Source organism: Bacillus sp. FH (genome assembly GCF_052216825.1).
Lineage (GTDB): Bacteria > Bacillota > Bacilli > Bacillales > Bacillaceae_G > Bacillus_A > Bacillus_A paranthracis.
In genome coordinates this window covers 789,141-807,794 of sequence record NZ_JBQOUU010000001.1, presented here as the reverse complement: position 1 = coordinate 807,794, position 18,654 = coordinate 789,141, and the positions used below count along the sequence as shown (strand labels likewise).

The 18,654-nt window shown below is 36.8% G+C and carries 20 protein-coding genes and 1 pseudogene; 19 read left to right on the top strand and 2 right to left on the bottom strand.

What is annotated here, in order from left to right; all coding sequences use genetic code 11:
• Window positions 1-3 precede the first annotated feature (3 nt).
• The 14 genes and pseudogenes from fdhD to ACTT1L_RS04325 all read left to right on the top strand — a co-directional run bounded on the left by fdhD (window position 4) and on the right by ACTT1L_RS04325 (window position 11,565).
• Complete coding sequence (fdhD, locus tag ACTT1L_RS04390; RefSeq protein ID WP_000802675.1) at window positions 4-801, top strand: formate dehydrogenase accessory sulfurtransferase FdhD; 798 nt, start codon at window positions 4-6, stop codon at window positions 799-801.
• A gap of 20 nt (window positions 802-821) precedes the next feature.
• Window positions 822-1,838 carry a GTP 3',8-cyclase MoaA gene (gene moaA / locus ACTT1L_RS04385; protein WP_000844136.1) on the top strand — a complete coding sequence of 339 codons (1,017 nt, stop codon included), beginning with the start codon at window positions 822-824 and terminating at the stop codon, window positions 1,836-1,838.
• A gap of 200 nt (window positions 1,839-2,038) precedes the next feature.
• Window positions 2,039-2,817 (top strand): annotated as a pseudogene (locus ACTT1L_RS04380) (formate/nitrite transporter family protein).
• A gap of 26 nt (window positions 2,818-2,843) precedes the next feature.
• The gene (locus tag ACTT1L_RS04375) at window positions 2,844-3,860 is read left to right on the top strand and encodes a molybdopterin-synthase adenylyltransferase MoeB (RefSeq protein ID WP_071741773.1); all 1,017 of its coding nucleotides are present in this window, start codon (window positions 2,844-2,846) and stop codon (window positions 3,858-3,860) included.
• An 18-nt stretch (window positions 3,861-3,878) separates the two neighbouring features.
• Window positions 3,879-5,186, top strand: coding sequence for a molybdopterin molybdotransferase MoeA (gene moeA / locus ACTT1L_RS04370; protein ID WP_442821809.1), 1,308 nt, complete (start codon window positions 3,879-3,881; stop codon window positions 5,184-5,186).
• Window positions 5,167-5,631 (top strand): molybdopterin synthase catalytic subunit MoaE, encoded by a 465-nt coding sequence (gene moaE, locus ACTT1L_RS04365; protein ID WP_061131688.1) that lies wholly within the window; start codon window positions 5,167-5,169, stop codon window positions 5,629-5,631. Before moeA ends, moaE begins: the two co-directional genes overlap by 20 nt.
• A 4-nt stretch (window positions 5,632-5,635) precedes the next feature.
• On the top strand, window positions 5,636-5,872 hold the full coding sequence (gene moaD, locus ACTT1L_RS04360) for a molybdopterin converting factor subunit 1 (protein WP_000628477.1): 237 nt from the start codon (window positions 5,636-5,638) through the stop codon (window positions 5,870-5,872).
• Between the two features lie 66 nt (window positions 5,873-5,938).
• Complete coding sequence (locus ACTT1L_RS04355; RefSeq protein ID WP_270726529.1) at window positions 5,939-6,988, top strand: P-loop NTPase; 1,050 nt, start codon at window positions 5,939-5,941, stop codon at window positions 6,986-6,988.
• 13 nt (window positions 6,989-7,001) lie between these two features.
• Window positions 7,002-7,226 (top strand): hypothetical protein, encoded by a 225-nt coding sequence (locus ACTT1L_RS04350; protein WP_000227057.1) that lies wholly within the window; start codon window positions 7,002-7,004, stop codon window positions 7,224-7,226.
• A 42-nt stretch (window positions 7,227-7,268) separates the two neighbouring features.
• Window positions 7,269-7,667: a hypothetical protein gene (locus tag ACTT1L_RS04345; protein ID WP_048557167.1), complete on the top strand. Its 399-nt coding sequence runs from the start codon at window positions 7,269-7,271 to the stop codon at window positions 7,665-7,667.
• Window positions 7,668-7,826: 159 nt separating this feature from the next.
• Window positions 7,827-8,075: a DUF1294 domain-containing protein gene (locus ACTT1L_RS04340; RefSeq protein WP_000871337.1), complete on the top strand. Its 249-nt coding sequence runs from the start codon at window positions 7,827-7,829 to the stop codon at window positions 8,073-8,075.
• A gap of 92 nt (window positions 8,076-8,167) precedes the next feature.
• Complete coding sequence (gene rarD / locus ACTT1L_RS04335; RefSeq protein ID WP_074609138.1) at window positions 8,168-9,109, top strand: EamA family transporter RarD; 942 nt, start codon at window positions 8,168-8,170, stop codon at window positions 9,107-9,109.
• Between the two features lie 77 nt (window positions 9,110-9,186).
• Entirely contained in the window at window positions 9,187-9,612 is a 426-nt protein-coding gene (locus ACTT1L_RS04330) for a divergent PAP2 family protein (RefSeq protein WP_000447815.1), read from the top strand.
• Window positions 9,613-9,711: 99 nt separating this feature from the next.
• Window positions 9,712-11,565 carry a terpene cyclase/mutase family protein gene (locus ACTT1L_RS04325; protein ID WP_071741771.1) on the top strand — a complete coding sequence of 618 codons (1,854 nt, stop codon included), beginning with the start codon at window positions 9,712-9,714 and terminating at the stop codon, window positions 11,563-11,565.
• Between the two features lie 72 nt (window positions 11,566-11,637).
• Here ACTT1L_RS04325 and ACTT1L_RS04320 read toward each other — a convergent pair whose 3' ends face one another.
• Window positions 11,638-11,787, bottom strand: a complete 150-nt coding sequence (locus tag ACTT1L_RS04320; protein ID WP_001035808.1) for a YfhD family protein — start codon at window positions 11,785-11,787, stop codon at window positions 11,638-11,640.
• A gap of 283 nt (window positions 11,788-12,070) precedes the next feature.
• Here ACTT1L_RS04320 and fabG point away from each other — a divergent pair, with 283 nt between their 5' ends.
• Window positions 12,071-12,811 carry a 3-oxoacyl-ACP reductase FabG gene (gene fabG, locus ACTT1L_RS04315; protein ID WP_000395021.1) on the top strand — a complete coding sequence of 247 codons (741 nt, stop codon included), beginning with the start codon at window positions 12,071-12,073 and terminating at the stop codon, window positions 12,809-12,811.
• A 50-nt stretch (window positions 12,812-12,861) separates the two neighbouring features.
• Here the strand turns inward: fabG and dhaS are convergent, their stop codons facing one another.
• On the bottom strand, window positions 12,862-14,346 hold the full coding sequence (dhaS, locus tag ACTT1L_RS04310) for an aldehyde dehydrogenase DhaS (RefSeq protein ID WP_000080286.1): 1,485 nt from the start codon (window positions 14,344-14,346) through the stop codon (window positions 12,862-12,864).
• A gap of 273 nt (window positions 14,347-14,619) precedes the next feature.
• Here dhaS and ACTT1L_RS04305 point away from each other — a divergent pair, with 273 nt between their 5' ends.
• From ACTT1L_RS04305 to ACTT1L_RS04290, 4 genes are all read left to right on the top strand, one after another.
• Complete coding sequence (locus ACTT1L_RS04305) at window positions 14,620-14,898, top strand: YhdT family protein (protein ID WP_000800722.1); 279 nt, start codon at window positions 14,620-14,622, stop codon at window positions 14,896-14,898.
• A gap of 3 nt (window positions 14,899-14,901) precedes the next feature.
• Window positions 14,902-16,335, top strand: a complete 1,434-nt coding sequence (gene panF, locus ACTT1L_RS04300) for a sodium/pantothenate symporter (protein WP_001104829.1) — start codon at window positions 14,902-14,904, stop codon at window positions 16,333-16,335.
• A 106-nt stretch (window positions 16,336-16,441) separates the two neighbouring features.
• Entirely contained in the window at window positions 16,442-17,389 is a 948-nt protein-coding gene (locus ACTT1L_RS04295) for a nucleoside hydrolase (RefSeq protein ID WP_155005152.1), read from the top strand.
• A 117-nt stretch (window positions 17,390-17,506) separates the two neighbouring features.
• Window positions 17,507-18,616, top strand: coding sequence for a serine hydrolase (locus ACTT1L_RS04290; protein ID WP_000751358.1), 1,110 nt, complete (start codon window positions 17,507-17,509; stop codon window positions 18,614-18,616).
• Window positions 18,617-18,654: the final 38 nt, after the last annotated feature.

The following is an 18,654-nucleotide window of genomic DNA, read 5'->3' as shown; positions in this document are numbered from 1 at the left end:
ATCGTGAAACCGATACAGGTAGAAAGAGAAATCTTTCGTTATGAACAAGGGGCGTTTAAACATATAGAGGACAGCATTGTAACAGAGTTTCCAGTCACGATTAAAATGAACGGACAGGAGTTTGTTACAATGGTTAGTACTCCAGAATATATAGAAGATATGGTAATAGGCTTCTTAGCATCTGAAGGAATCATTCGGAAGTATGAAGATATTGATGACATATGGGTACAAGAGAAAGAAGGATTTGTACATGTCACGACGGCAAAAGTAAATCCGTATTACGAACAAATGCAAAATAAACGTTATATTACTTCATGCTGTGGTATGAGTAGACAAGGATTTGTTTTTGCGAATGATGCATTAAGTGCAAAGAAAATGAATGGCGTCCATGTACAAGTTACTGCAGAAGACTGTTTTCGATTAATGAAAGAAATGCAGCAATCTGCGGAGACATTTCGTCATACAGGGGGCGTTCATAATGCATCTTTGTGCAATGTGAATGGTATTATTTTAAGTCGAATGGATATCGGAAGGCATAATGCGTTAGATAAAATTTACGGTTATTGTTTAAAAAATAATATTTCTATAAGAGATAAAATTATTGTTTTTAGCGGTCGTATTTCTTCGGAAATATTATTGAAAGTTGCAAAAATTGGTTGTGAAATTATACTGTCAAAATCAGCTCCAACTGAGTTGGCTTTACAGCTAGCTGAAGAATTAGGTATTACTACGATAGGATTTATTCGGAATGAATCCTTAAATGTATATACGCATCCGGAGCGTGTTTTAAATATAAACTAAGTAAAAGCGAGGCAATAAATATGAAATCTGTCACATTAGACAAACTACAACGTCCGTTAAAGGATTTACGTATTTCAGTTACTGATCGCTGTAATTTTCGCTGTCGATATTGTATGCCAGAAGAAATATTTGGTCCTGATTACTCGTTTTTGTCTAATGATAAAATTTTATCTTTTGATGAAATTGAAAGGATAACGCGTATTTTCGTTTCTTTAGGTGTTAGAAAATTACGGATTACAGGCGGAGAACCGTTACTTCGAAGAGGTCTTCCGCAGCTTATCGAGCGCCTGAATAAAATAGATGGTGTGGAGGATATCGGTTTAACAACTAATGGATCGTTACTTAAAAAGTTTGCTCCTGATTTATATAAGGCGGGTTTATCACGTGTGACAGTTAGTTTAGATTCCTTAGAAGAAGAGCGGTTTTTCTATTTGAATGGTAATAGAAGCAAAGTACAAAGGGTTCTGGAAGGAATACAAGCTGCAGCTGAAGTCGGTATGAAAATTAAAATAAACATGGTCGTTCAAAAGGGGAAAAACGAACAGGATATCTTGCAGATGGCGCAATACTTTAAGGAAAATAAACATATTCTTCGTTTTATTGAGTATATGGACGTTGGAAATTATAACGGTTGGGATTTAAAAGAGGTTGTCTCTAAACAAGAAATAGTAGATACGATTCATCAAGTTATGCCATTAGAACGAATAGAAGCGAATTATGCAGGAGAGGTTGCGACTCGCTATCGTTATATTGGAAGTGATGAAGAAATAGGTATTATTTCATCAGTAACAGACTCCTTCTGCTCCTCATGTACGAGAGCTCGTATTTCTGCAGAAGGAAAATTATATACTTGTTTGTTCGCTTCTAAAGGAAATGATTTGAGAGAACTGCTTCGATCAGAATACACTGACGAGGAAATAACAGATGTCGTACGCGATATATGGAACAAACGAGAAGATCGTTATTCAGATGAACGCTTAAGTCATACAAGTAAAAAAAGAGCACCTAAAATTGAAATGTCACATATTGGTGGTTGATATATATAAGTGACAATATGATGAAGTATATACAAAATGGAAGATGTGCAATGGTTGTAGATTTTCTATTTTATAGTAAAAGTGATGGTTGATCTCTCTGTAAAAGATGTGCAGAGAAATTAAGCAGCATTCAAAAACCTTTATTTTGAGGAGGTTTTTTGAAGCTGCTTTTTTATTTGGAGAAAATGGAGGAATTAGTAATGGCATTTCATAAACCGGAACAAATTGCTGAGCTTGTCATTGAGGCCGGTGTTCAAAAAGTAAGTCAGACCTTGCCAGCAATGCTTATTCTCGGTTTTTTAGGAGGAGCGTTTATTTCGCTAGGTTTTTTACTTAACATTCGCGTTTTAGGTAATTTGCCTGAGCGCTGGGGAGTTTAGTAAATGTTTTAGGAGGAGCGGTTTTTCCTGTTGGACTCATGCTCGTTGTATTAGCGGGAGGAGAATTAATTACCGGAAATATGATGTCACTGTCTATGGCGCTATATGCAAAGAAAATTACATTGGTTAGTGTGCTAAATAACTGGATTTGGATTACTTTCATGAATTTTGTAGGAGCTATTTTCGTAGCGTATTGTTTCGGTCATCTTGGCGGATTAACAGAGGGGGATTATTTAAATAAAACGGTAGCGATAGCAGAAGGCAAGTTACATGAATCTTTTGGAAGAACTTTAATTTTAGCAATTGGGTGTAATTGGCTCGTTTGTTTGGCGCTTTGGCTTGCTTATGGGACGAGTGATTTTGTCGGAAAAATAATCGGAATTTGGATTCCCATTATGGCATTTGTAGTGATTGGATTTCAGCAAGTGGTAGCAAATATGTTTGTCATCTCAGCAGTTATTTTTGCAGGTCATCTCACATGGATGGATCTTGCTAAAAATTTTGTTCCTGTCTTTATCGGAAATGTAATTGGCGGGGCTGGTTTTGTTGGATTTGCGTACTTTGCTTGTTATCAAAAACAACATTCTAATATGAAATAGAGTTCGTGAGAGGAAGGGTATATGTAATGGCTGAGCGGTATTCACGACAACATTTGTTTAAATCAATTGGGAGTAGAGGGCAAGAAAAAATTCGAAATAAACATGTGTTAATTGTAGGAGTAGGCGCATTAGGAAGTGCAAGTGCCGAAAGTTTCGTACGTGCAGGTATTGGCAAGTTGACGATCATAGATCGTGATTACGTTGAATGGAGTAATTTACAAAGGCAACAATTGTACTCTGAACAAGATGCAAGAGAGAAATTGCCAAAAGCAATCGCTGCTAAAAATCGGTTAGAAAAACTTAATTCGGAAGTACAAATACATGCTTTCGTAATGGATGCGTGTGTAGAAAACTTGGAAGGGCTATTAGAAAATGTCGATGTAATCATTGATGCAACAGATAATTTCGATATCCGATTTATAATAAATGACTTATCACAAAAACATAATATCCCGTGGGTATATGGTTCTTGCGTTGGCTCGTACGGTATGAGTTGTACAATTATTCCGCAAGAGACACCTTGTTTACATTGTGTGCTGAAGAACGTTCCAGTTACAGGTGTGACGTGTGATACAGCTGGAATTATTAGCCCGACTGTACAAATCGTCGCAGCATATCAAGTGGCGGAAGCACTCAAAATTTTAGTAGAAGATTTTGCAGCAATTAGAAAAACATTTTTCATATTTGATATATGGAGTAATCAAAACCATTTTATAAAACTAGGGAAAATCAAGACAGACAATTGCTCTTCATGCGGTTTGAATCGCATTTATCCTTATTTATTATACGAAAATCAAACGAAGGTAGCTGCTTTATGCGGAAGAAATACAGTTCAAATTAGACCAGTAGACAATAGAAAATACAATTTTGATGATATAGAAAAAGTATTAAAAAAAGTGGGGGAAGTAAATCGGAATCCGTATTTACTATCTTGCCAATTAGATGAGTACCGCATCGTTGTTTTTCGGGATGGTCGTGTTTTTATTCATGGCACAAATGATATTTCGAAAGCGAAACAACTATATTATCGCGTATTCGGCTAATAGAAAGGGTTGTCAACAATGGAAAGAAGAGTACCAATCACAGTTGAAGAGGCTGTTCGTAAAGTGATGGGATTTGCTCATAACGGCTTAAAGGAGCTACTACCTATTGAATTAGCTTACGGATGTATATTAGCAGAGGATTTAGTAGCTGACCATGATGTGCCGTCATTTAATCGTTCACCGTATGACGGGTTTGCTATTAGAGCAGAAGATACGAATTTAGCAAGTTATGAAACGCCAATTGTATTTGAAGTAGTGGGTGAAATTGGTGCAGGATCGCTATTCGATGAGAAAGTAGGTCCGTTTCAAGCAGTTCGAATTATGACGGGAGCACAGATTCCGAGTGGATGTGATGCAGTTGTTATGCTAGAGCTGACCCGTCAATATGAGGAGGCTGGCAGTAAGTATATGGAATTGAAACGGTCATTCAAAACGGGCGATAATATTTCTTTTCAAGGTGAAGATGCTCGTAAAGGAACGGTTCTTGCAAAGAAAGGAACATACATTCATCCAGGCATTTCAGCTCTTCTTGCTACGTTTGGGTATAGCGAGGTGCCAGTTGCGAGAAAGCCTGTAGTTGGACTATTAGCGACTGGCAGTGAATTACTGGATGTAAACGATTCATTACAGCCAGGGAAAATCCGAAATAGTAATACGTATATGATATTGTCTCAAATCCGAAGAGCAGGCGGAAGAGTAAAGTATTTTGGGAAGTTTAGCGATGATTTTTATACGTGTTTTACGGCTGTAAAAGAAGCAATAAGCCAAGTAGATATGCTCATTACAACAGGTGGTGTATCAGTAGGGGATTACGATTATTTGCCAGCTATATATGAAAAATTAGGTGCATCAGTTCTTTTCAATAAAGTTGCAATGAGGCCAGGAAGTGTTACGACTGTAGCGCAATTAAATGGCAAGTTATTATTCGGTTTATCAGGAAATCCATCTGCTTGTTACGTAGGATTTGAATTGTTTGTAAGACCTTGTATTCGAACGTATATGTTTAGTGAAAAAGCACATGTAAAAAGAGAAAAAGCGTTATTAGGAGAAGACTTTTTAAAGCCAAATCCATTTACAAGATTTGTACGAGGAAAACTAACATATAACGAAGGGCAGTTAATCGCTTATCCGTCAGGGTTTGATAAATCTAGCTCAGTTTCTTCTCTAGCAGAGACAAATATATTTATTGTACTTCCAGGTGGTACGAGAGGGTATAAAAAAGATATGTTCGTAGATGTTCTCTTGTTGGAAGATAACGAAGGTAGTGAATGGCCTTGGACATTTTATAAAGTGAGAGGTGATTCTAATGGGACAAGTGCTATTTGAAATTGTAGATATACCGATTGTAGTTGAAGAAGTAACAAATAAGGTTGCAAGAAGAGACGCAGGTGCGATTACAACTTTTATTGGTACAGTGAGAGAATTAACAAAAGGAAGACGAACGCTACATTTAGAGTATGAAGCATATGAAACGATGGCAGTAAAACAACTTATGAGAATTGGTGAAGAAATTAGTGAAAGATGGCCGGACGCAAAAATAGCAATTACGCACCGAGTAGGCCGGCTAGAAATAATGGATATTGCGGTAGTCATCGCAGTTTCATCACCGCATCGCAAAGTAGCTTATGAAGCGAATGAATACGCAATTGAACGTATAAAGCGAATCGTCCCAATATGGAAAAAAGAATTTTGGGAAGATGGGACGATGTGGATTGGCGATCAACTTGAAAATACACCATATCCAGCAGGAAAACCGAAGAAGGAAGAATGAGAAAATGATTACAATTTTACTGTTTGCAAATTTGCGTGAGGAAGTCGGGTTAGATCGATTCGTAATTTCCGAAAAACAAGAAATGACTGTGCAGCAATTAAAAGAATGGCTCAAAGCAAACTATAGTTTACAATCGCTTGATAGAGTGATGGTGGCTGTTAATGAAGAGTTTGTAACGAATGAAGAGATGATACGAGCTGGAGATATTGTCGCATTCATCCCGCCTGTTAGTGGTGGATAATAAGCGTTTCTTGAAACGATAAGAAGATGCTATATATAAATTCGAATACGAGAAGGGATGAGTTCTATGCTTACTCAAGAACAAATAATGAATGCGTTAAAACATGTAGAGGATCCAGAATTACACAAAAGTATTGTGGAGTTAAACATGGTTAGAAATATACAAATGAATGGAACAGAGGTTAAACTTGAAGTAGTGCTAACGATTCAAGGATGTCCGTTAAAAGCAAAAATTCAACAAGATATTGAAGAATCACTTTACGCAATTGGTGCATCAAAAGTAGATTTAACATTCGGTTCTATGACAAAAGAAGAACGTGCAGTCTTAACAGAGAAGTTAAAGAAAAATACTAGAACAGAAACTGGTATGCCGAACATGCTTCGTCCTGATTCAGGAGTACAATTTCTTACTGTAACGAGCGGAAAAGGTGGAGTCGGAAAATCAACTGTAACAATTAATCTTGCAACGGCTTTAGCTCGTATGGGCAAAAAAGTGGGGATATTAGATGCAGATATATATGGTTTTAGCATTCCAGCTATGATGGAAACGAATCAAAAACCAACGATGATTGATCAAACAGCAATTCCAGTTATTAGTCACGGTGTTAAAATTATGTCTATGGGATTTTTTACAGAAGGAAATAATCCGGTTATGTGGCGCGGACCGATGTTAAATAAATGGATTCAAAATTTCCTTGCGAATACGCACTGGGGAGAATTAGATTATTTACTTCTTGATTTACCACCTGGTACAGGAGATGTTGCTATTGATGTTGCAGCAATGATTCCGCAGGCGAAAGAAATTATCGTTACAACACCACATAATGTAGCTTCATTCGTAGCATCTAGAGTAGGCGTAATGGCAAAACATACGAAACACGAGATTTTAGGTATTGTGGAAAATATGGCTTATTATGAAGAACAAGATGGATCGAAAAATTATCTGTTTGGAAAAGGCGGCGGCGAAATGTTAGCAGAACAATTGCAAACAGAAGTAATCGCACAAGTACCTTTTGCAAAACGTGAAGAAAATAGCGGTTCATCTGTATATGATGAAGATTCTCTTGTTGGAGAAGTGTTTACATCGTTAGCAGAAGATATTATTTATAAAGGATAGAGGAGGGATTTTTATGGTGTGTAATATCGATCATTCTATTGAAGATGTAATGAATAAACTTGAAAGTCAAAAGAGTTTTTTATCTGAAGAGATTTTTAAAGGATTAAAAAATTTTTTGCAAGGTAATCACTCACAAGAAATATTAAATGATGTCTTTCATCTTCTAAAAAAGTATGACTTAGTTAGTGAAGAAGAAAGAGAGACGAGAAATACTCAATTATTGCTGATTATAAAATAAATAAGCTTTGGCTTTTGTTTTGTAACAGGAGGGGTAAATGTAATGAATATGAAGAAGATGATTGAAACGATAGAAGCAACAAAAATGACTGATGAAGAATTATCGATTGCTCATTTACATCAAAAGCTCGTGAAGCTATATAGTCAAAAAAATGTTGCTCATTATACGGAGTTATTAAAATATATTTTATCCTTATCCGTGCAGCTTGATTTACATTTCGTATTGAAATATTTTGGTGTGCGACCGGTTGTTGCTATAGACGAGCGTATGCAATTTCAAGAGATATTTAAATGCTTAGCTAATAAGGATGATAATGGGGAATGGTTTTTAAATTTCGTTTCTTTATATGTAGGGCTAATTGTAGTTCTTCACTTTGATGAAAAAGTGATTGAGAGAAGTTTTTTTGATGCTATGGTAGTGGGTGAAGGGAATGAAATATAAGGATCTTGCCCATAACATCTTTCTATTTAATAGCTATAATTAGTCTTTTGATTGGCTATGTAAATATGAAGGTAACGAATTAATAAAAAGTGTTCTTCAGTTGTTTCCATCGTTTTTTCATGTTACCATTAAGCGAATTTTTCATAGGGAGAGAAAGCGATGAAATGGATTTATTTTATTCTTATTAATGTTATAGCTTTTAGCCTTATGGGGCTTGATAAACGGAAAGCGAAGAAGAAACAGTGGAGAACGCCAGAAAGTACGTTGTTTTTATCAGCAGCAGCTGGGGGAGCAGTTGGAGCTTGGATCGGTATGTATATGTTTCATCATAAAACTCATAAAAAGAAATTTGTTTTCGGCATACCGTTACTTGTTGTAATAACGGTATGTTTATTATTCGTTGTATGAGAAATGTCGAAAGAAATGCAGATTGATTATTGGTAAAGTGAGCACGTGGGAACGTATAATGGAGAAAAAATGAGAAGAGGAGAAAAAGGAAGATGGGGAGTCAATCAGCAGAGCAAAAAAAAGGGATTATATATGCGGCTGGTGCGTATACGATGTGGGGAATCCTACCAATCTATTGGAAATGGGTTGAGGAAGTTCCAGCAGATGAAATATTAGCACACCGCATCGTTTGGGCATTCGTGTTTATGTTAATCGTATTAGGTGTAACGAAGAGATTTCGTCAGTTTATTGGGGAGTTCGTGAATCTTTTTAAACGACCTAAATTATTAATGTCATTAACAATAGCTTCAGTCTTGATTAGCGGAAACTGGTTTGTCTACATATGGGCCGTTAATCATAATCATGTCATTGAAGCAAGTCTTGGCTATTATATTAATCCGCTTATTAGTATTTTACTTGGTACAGTCGTTTTAAAGGAAAAGTTAAACTTTTGGCAATACGTTGCAGTTGGTTTAGCTGGAGTAGGAGTTATCATTTTAACAGTACGTTTCGGGGCTATTCCATGGGTTTCTTTATCACTTGCTCTTTCATTTGGGTTATATGGATTAACGAAAAAATTGTTAAACTATGATGCGACAATTGGACTTACGATGGAAACGATGTTAGTGACGCCGTTTGCGATTATTTATTTAGTAATGACAGGAGTACATGGTTTCGGCTCATTTGGCTCTATCTCAATGTCATCGACATTACTATTAATAGGAGCGGGCATTGTTACAGCTCTACCACTTTTTTATTTTGCAAAAGGAGCACAACTTATTCCGCTTTATATGGTAGGTTTTTTACAATATATTGCACCAACGATTAGTTTAATTTTAGGTGTGTTCGTATTTGGTGAACATTTCACATCTACTCATATGATTGCATTTTTCTGTATATGGGTTGCATTAGTTGTATTCTCGGTAGCGAAAACAAAGTTCTTGGTGCAGAAACAACCGAAATTTATAAAAAATAAATCAGCAAAAGTATCGTAATGCGTAGTATTTTCTACGCATTTTTCTTTATACTGATACTATAGGATTTCCATTATAGCTAGTAGGGAGCTGAGAACGTGGAAACGATTTTACATAACGATCCGCTTATGGCCGCTGTAATTTCATGGTTTTTAGCACAATTAACGAAAGTAGTCTTTAAATTATTTAAAACGGGTGAATTTGATTTTGCAAAGTTTTTCGCTTCAGGTGGGATGCCAAGTTCTCATGCTTCAACTGTTACAGCACTGGCGACAGGTGTTGGCGTTGTGGAAGGTGTGGAAAGTACTTTATTTGCAATTGCTGCTATTTTTGCCATTATAGTTATGTATGACGCTTCAGGAGTAAGGCTTGCAGTAAGTAAACAGGCGAAAATATTGAATGAGTTTTTTCACGGTAGACAAACAGAATATAAGAAGTTAAATGAACTTGTCGGGCATACGCCGTATGAAGTAGTAGTTGGTGCTTTATTAGGGATTATTGTCGGAGTAGGATATTGTTTATAAGCAGAGCATCTTATATGTTCTGCTTTTCTTTGTATTCATACATATTCAGCTACTTTCTTGAATATCGTTATACGGATTTCGAAAGGGTGGGTGAGTAACTTGTTATTATATGAAAAAGTGCATGAAGAAATAGCGAGAAGAGCAACTGCACTTCAAACGATGCAACGGCAAGATGGTACGTGGCGATTTTGTTTTGAAGGAGCTCCATTAACAGATTGCCATATGATTTTTTTATTAAAATTATTAGGTAGAGATAAAGAGATAGAACCGTTTGTAAAAAGGTTAGCATCACTTCAAACAAATGAAGGAACGTGGAAATTGTATGAAGATGAAGTGGGAGGTAATTTATCAGCTACCATTCAATCTTATGCCGCCTTACTTGCTTCGCAAAAATATACAAAAGAAGATGCGAATATGAAGCGAGCGGAAAATTTCATTAAGGAACGCGGAGGCGTGGCGCGTGCTCATTTTATGACAAAGTTTTTATTAGCAATTCATGGAGAATATGAATATCCTTCACTCTTTCATGTACCAACACCAATCATGTTTCTACAGAATGATTCCCCCCTCAGTATATTTGAATTGAGTAGCTCAGCACGTATCCATTTAATTCCGATGATGGTGTGTTTAAATAAAAGATTTCGAGTAGGGAAAAAGTTATTGCCAAATTTAAATCACATTGCGGGCGGGGGCGGAGAATGGTTTCGGGAGGATCGGTCTCCTTTGTTTCAAACGTTATTAAGTGATGTAAAACAAATTATCTCGTATCCACTTTCGTTACATCATAAAGGATATGAGGAAGTCGAACGTTTCATGAAAGAGCGTATTGATGAAAATGGAACGTTATATAGTTACGCAACTGCCTCGTTTTATATGATTTATGCTTTACTTGCGTTAGGGCATTCTCTTCAATCATCAATGATTCAAAAGGCTATAGCTGGTATAACATCTTATATATGGAAGATGGAAAGAGGGAGTCACTTGCAAAACTCTCCTTCAACTGTATGGGATACGGCTTTACTCAGCTATGCGTTACAAGAGGCACAAGTTCCGAAAGATCACAAGATGATTCAACAGACAATAACATATTTATTAAAAAAACAGCATACAAAAAAAGCTGATTGGAGCGTACATGCTCCCGCACTTATTCCTGGCGGTTGGGGTTTTTCGGATGTAAATACGACAGTTCCAGATGTTGATGATACAACTGCTGTACTAAGAGTGTTGGCAAGAAGTAGAGAGAATGAAAAGGTAAATAATGCTTGGCAGAAAGGGATTGATTGGGTTAAAGGATTACAAAATAATGATGGGGGCTGGGGAGCGTTTGAAAAAGGTGTGACGAGCAAATTATTAGCAAATTTACCAATCGAAAATGCAAGTGATATGATTACAGATCCTTCCACACCAGATATTACAGGAAGAGTGTTAGAGCTTTTCGGGACATATACGCAAAATGAATTACCTGAGAAACAAAAACAAAGTGCGATAAATTGGTTAATGAATGCACAAGAGGAAAATGGATCATGGTATGGGAAATGGGGGATTTGTTATATATATGGTACGTGGGCTGTTATGACAGGTTTACGGTCACTCGGAATTCCATCTAACAATCCATCATTGAAACGAGCAGCTTTATGGCTTGAACATATACAGCATGAAGATGGTGGATGGGGAGAATCATGCCAAAGTAGTATGGAGAAAAGATTCATTACTTTACCATTTAGTACACCATCTCAAACAGCATGGGCGTTAGATGCTCTCATTTCTTACTATGATACAGAAACGCCAGCTATTCGAAAAGGCATTTCATATTTGCTTGCGAATCCTTATGTGAATGAAAAATATCCTACTGGAACAGGTTTACCTGGTGGGTTTTATATTCGTTATCATAGCTATGCCCAAATTTATCCGCTACTTACTTTGGCACATTATACAAAAAAATATAGAAAATAAACCGAGAGATATCTCTCGGTTTATTTTGTTGGGTAGTAGGTCCCTGTTGAAAAGAATAAGGTTGTGCTTTCCTTATTTTTCAGTTGACTGGCGTTTTTGACGTGCATCAGCGGCATTTGCACGTGCGTTTGCTTCTAAGTCATTGTGGTCAGCAAGTTCACGAGAGAACTCTACATCAATGCCATCAGTAGCTTTGTTTTGTTTGAAATTTTTTTTGTTCATTCGACACAATCTCCTTGCACTTTATCCCGCTTTAATGGGCAGTAAGACCCCCACCTTAAAATTCAGTGAAAGCAAAGAAGTTAGGGGGGACGGGCTGCCCATAAAAGTCCGATTGGTGAGGGCTGATAATCAGTGGGGATGAAGAAAATCCCCACTGATTAAAGTTTCACTTTATGCGACGTTGCAAAGTTAGTTTGACACAAATAGACTTTTTTATACAAAGAGGAATTGGAAAGTAAAAAGCCGAAATATACAGTATAAGTAATAGAAATGGGGGATAGGTATGGAGTTTTTAAACGGGAAAACAGCTGTTGTAACAGGAGCTGCACAGGGAATTGGAAAAGAGATTGCAAGGGTGTATGCAAAACTAGGGGCGAAAGTATTAATTAGTGATGTAAATGAAGAGAAATTACAAAAAACGACACGTGAGTTCTTGGATGAAGGATATGAAGTGAGCTTATATCGATGTGATGTGAGTAATCAAAATGAAGCAAAGTCGTTAATTGAATATGCCGTTCAAAAATTCGGGACATTACATATTTTGGTGAATAACGCTGGGATTACAAGGGATGCAATGTTACATAAAATGGAGAAGTCTGCTTGGGAACAAGTATTACAAGTGAACTTAACTGGAGTTTTTTATTGTATGCAACCAGCGCTGCTTTACATGAGACAACAAGGGTATGGACGTATTATTAATATATCTTCAATTAGTAGAGAAGGAAACATAGGTCAAGCAAACTATGCAGCTACGAAGGCAGGCGTTGTAGGTTTAACGAAAACGGCAGCGAAGGAAGTTGGAAATTTCGGTATTACGTGTAATGCGATTTGCCCAGGATTTATGGATACAGATATGACAAAAACGATACCAGATAAAGTGAAAGAAAAGATGGTCGGCGCGATTCCGGTTGGTAGAATTGGAACGCCAGAAGATATTGCGAACGCAGCTGCCTTCTTAGCATCAGAATACGCATCCTATATTACAGGAGAAGTATTAAATGTGAGCGGGGGACTGCAAGTTTAAAGACATACATAATGAAAAGAACCTGACCGGATAGGTCAGGTTCTTTCTCTTTAATTTAAGTTAAGCCAAACGCTCTTCACTTCTGTATAGTTATTTAATGCATAAGATCCCATTTCACGGCCAAGACCGGATTGTTTAAATCCTCCAAATGGAGATGCTGCATCAAAGACGTTATAACAGTTTACCCATACTGTACCAGCACGTACTTTACTTGCAACGTAGTGTGCTGTTTTAACATTTTCTGTCCACACACCAGCTGCTAAGCCGAATTGTGATTTATTTGCACGTTCAATTACTTCATCAATATCGTTAAACGGTATAGCAGAAATAACTGGACCGAAAATTTCTTCTTTTGCAATCGTCATTTCATCATTTACGTCAGCGAATACTGTAGGAGAAACGAAGTAGCCTTGATCAAATGGATTACTTCCTCCGCAAAGTACTTCAGCACCTTCTTCAATCCCTTTTTCGATGTAGCCCATTACACGTTTTTGTTGTTCTTCGGAAACGAGAGGACCGATTGTAGTTTCTGGACTTAAGCCAGCACCTTGATTTAATTTTTTAGAGTAAAGGACAAGGTCAGCCATGACATTATCATACATTTTCTTCGGAACAAATAAACGTGATCCAGCAGAGCATACTTGTCCTTGGTTAAACATAACACCAGAAAGTGCACCAGGAATCGCGCGAGATAAATCAGCATCTGGCAAGATGATATTTGGTGATTTACCGCCTAACTCAAGTGTAACACGCTTTAATGTTTCAGATGCTTGGCGCATAATTTGCTTACCGACTGGAGTAGAACCAGTAAATGCAATTTTATCAACGAGTGGATGATTAACAAGAGCTTGTCCAGCTGATTCACCGAATCCAGGAACGATATTAATAACACCTTTCGGGAATCCAGCTTCTTCAATTAATTCAGCTAAGTATAAGGCAGATAGTGGAGTTTGTTCTGCAGGTTTTAAAACGATTGTACATCCTGTAGCAAGCGCTGCTCCCATTTTCCACATTGCCATAAGAAGTGGGAAGTTCCAAGGGATAATTTGACCAACGACACCAACAGCTTCATGACGTGTATAGTTAAAATAATCACCGGAAACAGGGATTGTTTGACCAACGATTTTCGTCGCCCAGCCAGCATAATAGCGCATATGCTCAATTGCAAGTGGTATGTCTGCTGCCATTGTTTCACGGATTGGCTTTCCGTTATCTAACGTTTCAAGCTGTGCAAGCTCTTCTTTATGTTCTTCCATTAAATCAGCTAACTTGTACATAAGCCGGCTTCGCTCAGCAGTGCTCATGCGAGACCAAGGACCTTCGTCAAAAGCTATGCGAGCTGCAACGACAGCTTTATGAATATCTTCGCGACCAGCTTCAGAAACGACGGCAAGTGTTTCGCCAGTTGCTGGGTTAGGTGTGTTAAACGTTTTACCGGAAGCGCTTTCAATGAAAGATCCATTCACATATAACTTTTTTGTACCTTGAAGAAACTTTTCTACCTTTTCATGAAGATTTACAGCTAGTTGACTCATTGTATAACCCCCTTGAAAATATAATGTAAACGCAGTACGAGACGGCGTTTATTCCGAAATCAAGGATGTGGAAACTAGATGGAAAGCCTCTAATTAAAATCATAATTAACAAATACTGAAAATTCAAATTTCATTTGTGTTACAATTGTAAAAAATATGTAATGTAAGAAAGTCTTCTATATGATTATAAAAAATCCTGCTTGTTTTTGCTTTCTAGTAGGAAAAACTAGAAGAACAATGGTACAATAATACATCGTGAGAGGAGGGAGAAAAATGAAGAATTATCATGATGATCCACGCTTTCGAATCGCCCATAGAGAAGCGTTAATTGGTCTTGGACTTGCTATTATCAATTTTATAATATGGTACGGATTTGCTTATGGGCTTGGTAGTAAAAATCCAAGTGAATATACATATGTATTTGGTTTTCCAGCATGGTTTTTTTATAGCTGTATCGTTGGATTTATCGTTATGGTTATTTTACTTAGTTTAGTTGTTCGTTTTGTATTTCAAGATATTTCACTCGATGAGGAAGAAAAAAGTGAGGAATAATAGATGAATTGGTATGTAATCATTCCAATGATAATTTCGTTTATCGTTGTATTTTTAATTGGTGTATATGCTTCAAGACGTGTACAAGCGACTGCCCATAATAAATTTTTGCAAGAATATTTTTTAGGTGGGCGTGAGCTCGGTGGTTTATTATTAGCGATGACAATGATTGCTACATACGGTAGTGCTAGTAGCTTTATTGGTGGTCCTGGTATTGCTTACAATATGGGGCTTGGATGGGTATTGTTGTCTGCGATTCAAGTTGTAACAGGTTATATCGTTTTAACAGTTATCGGTAAAAAGTTTGCAATTATCGCTAGGAAGATGGAAGCCATTACTCTTATCGATTATTTAAAGGGAAGATATAATAATAAAGCAGTTGTCATACTTTCTGCGTTATGTATTATTATCTTTTTATTTTCAGCAACAGTAGCTCAGTGGGTCGGCGGTGGCCGATTAATCGAGTCGCTAACGGGTCTTTCTTATACAACAGCACTATTTTTATTTACTTTTTCTGTACTTGTGTACGTATTAATTGGTGGATTTCGTGCAGTTGCTTTATCAGATACGTTATTAGGTATCATTATGTTAGTTGGAACGACAATCATCTTAATTGCTACTGTCGTTGCCGGTGGTGGAATTGAAAAGATTATGCAGGAACTTGTTCAAATCAATCCGAATTTAATTACACCATTCGGAGCAGATGGTAGTTTAACGAAATCATATGTGACATCATTTTGGATTTTAATTGGAATTGGCGTTGTCGGTTTACCGCAAATTAGTGTGCGTGCCATGTCTTATAAAAATTCAAAAGCGATGCATCAAGCGTTAATAATTGGGACGATTGTTGTCGGTACAATTATGATTGGTATGCATTTAACGGGTGTGTTCGCACGAGTCGTACTTCCAGGTATAACGGTACCAGATAAAGTAATGCCGCTACTCGCGATGGAAGTGTTGCCACCTTGGTTAGCTGGGGTTTTCTTAGCTGCACCAATGGCAGCGATTATGTCTACAGTAAACTCGTTATTGCTACTTGTAAGTTCATCAATCATTAAAGATATATACGTAAATTACATAAATAAAGATGCGGCAGATAGTACGATTAGAAAAGGGAGTTTATGGATTACTGCTATCGTAGGACTGCTCGTTTATGCAGCAGCAATTAAACCACCTGATTTTTTAATATGGTTAAATTTATTTTCTTTCGGTGGATTAGAAGCAGCATTCATTTGGCCAATCGTATTAGGATTATATTGGAGGAAAGGAAATGCAACAGGAGCGCTTGCATCTATTTTAGTTGGGGTAAGCTCATATATGTGTATCCATCTTTTCTATCCAAATCCGTTCGGTATACATACAGTTGTCTTCCCAATTTGTTTTGCGTTTATCGCTTATATTGTTGGAAGTATGAGTGCTGTAAAGAAAACAGTATAGGTTAGTGGGAGAACGTAGTCCTTAGAGGACTGCGTTTTTTCGTATAAATTTGTTCTTTTTATTCTGTAATCCTGTGAATATTCATAAATTAATAACAATTGAGGGGATGGAGTTGAGGGTGATGAAAAAAGTATTGTTTTTAGGAGACCCGGGAATTGATGACTCTTTGGCAATTATGTATGGATTGTTACATCCTGATATTGATATTGTTGGTGTAGTAACTGGATATGGAAATGTAACGCAAGAAAAGGCGACAAGTAATGCGGCATATTTATTGCAACTGGCAGGGCGGGAAGACATACCTGTTATTAATGGTGCGAAAATCCCTTTATCTGGAGATATTACAACATACTATCCAGAAATTCATGGGGCGGAAGGTTTAGGACCAATTCGACCGCCAAAAAATCTTTCTCCAAATATAAAGCCTTTTTGTGAGTTTTTTGACATACTTGAAAAATATAAAGGAGAATTAATTATAGTTGATGCTGGTAGGTCAACGACACTTGCGACAGCATTTATTTTAGAAAAACCATTGATGAAGTATGTGAAGGAATATTATATAATGGGCGGTGCTTTTTTAATGCCTGGCAATGTGACACCAGTCGCAGAAGCTAATTTTCATGGTGATCCTATTGCGTCACAATTAGTAATGCAAAATGCCAAGAATGTGACATTGGTGCCGCTTAATGTTACATCTGAAGCTATAATTACGCCAGAGATGGTAAAGTACATTACGAAACATTCTAAAACAAGTTTTAATAAATTAATTGAACCGATTTTTACGTATTATTATAAAGCTTATAGAAAATTAAATCCGAAAATAACAGGGAGTCCAGTACATGACGTCGTTACAATGATGGTTGCGGCAAATCCCTCTATTTTGGACTATGTATACCGCCGTGTCGATGTAGATACAGTAGGGATTGCAAAAGGAGAGAGTATTGCTGATTTTCGTCCTCAACCTGATGCAAAAGCTTTAAAGAATTGGGTTCGAATTGGTTGGTCGTTACACTATAAAAAATTCCTCGAAGATTTCGTTAAAATTATGACGTAGACATAATGGGAGAATACAAGTTAAAATAATGGAGATGATTACTAAAATAATCATCTCCATTATTTTGTTTGTAAGAGATAGATAGAGAAGAGCTACACAATAGGAGAGGAATTTTACTTGAAAAAAACTATAGTATGCGCAGTGATTGTGGGTATTTTCGTTTTGCTAATATCGGGTAATTTTTTAGTGAAAAAAGTTTGGAGTTCGAATAATGATGATGCGCAGTATATCGCATCCTTTATTGAAGAACATAAAGATGAAAAAAATAGCGCGCTTCTAGTAAAAAGAAATGATAAAGTCGTTTATTCTGTAAATCCGAATGTTGTATTGCCAGTTGCTAGTACAATGAAATTAATTGTGGCGCTTGAATTTACGAAACAAGTTACGGAAGGGAAAATTGATTCGTCTAGTTTTGTTTCCATAAATGATGTGAATCGTTATTATGTACCGAATACAGATGGTGGTGCGCAAGATAGATGGCAAAGGTATTTGGAGAAGACAGGTAAGATAACTGAAGGAGCGATTTCTTTAGAAGAAGTGGCAAAAGGAATGGTTAAGTTTAGTTCGAATGCGAATGCTGAATATTTAATGGAAGTGTTAGGATTAGATAATATTAATCGGAATTTACAAAGTTTATCGCTTCCAGCACATCAGCCGCTATTTCCAATTGTTTCATCTTTGTACATTCCAGGATATTTGCATAAAGAACTACACGTTCCGAAATATAAAATAGAGAAAAAGTTAAAAGAAATGTCTCAAGAGCAATATCGTCAATATGCGATGATTATTCATGAGCGCTTAAAAAAGAAGGGACCATTATTACAGAAGGAAATTCCTCTTTATTTAGAGGAACGTTACGATAAAATTTGGTCAGATCGATTGCCAGCTGCTTCTGCAAACGATTATATGGTACTGCTTCAAAAGGCAAATCATAAGGGTGGACTGACAGAAGCAGAAGAAAAAGTATGGGCTAACATCGTTGAAACAGATATGAGCGCTAAGAAATACCGTAAAACATTTAGACATGCAGGGCAAAAAAACGGCTATACGCCATGGACAGTTACAAAAGCAGTTTATGCGATGGATAAACGGGGGAACTGTACAGAAATAGTGTTTTTAGCAAATAATTTAAATGAGGACGACAGTGCAGAAATACGGAAACATTTAGCAAACTTGCATTTCCAAGTGTTGCAAAGTGATAAGTATGATGCGACTTTTATTAAATAAACTCGGTGCAGAGAGCACCGAGTTTATTTTTGTGTACA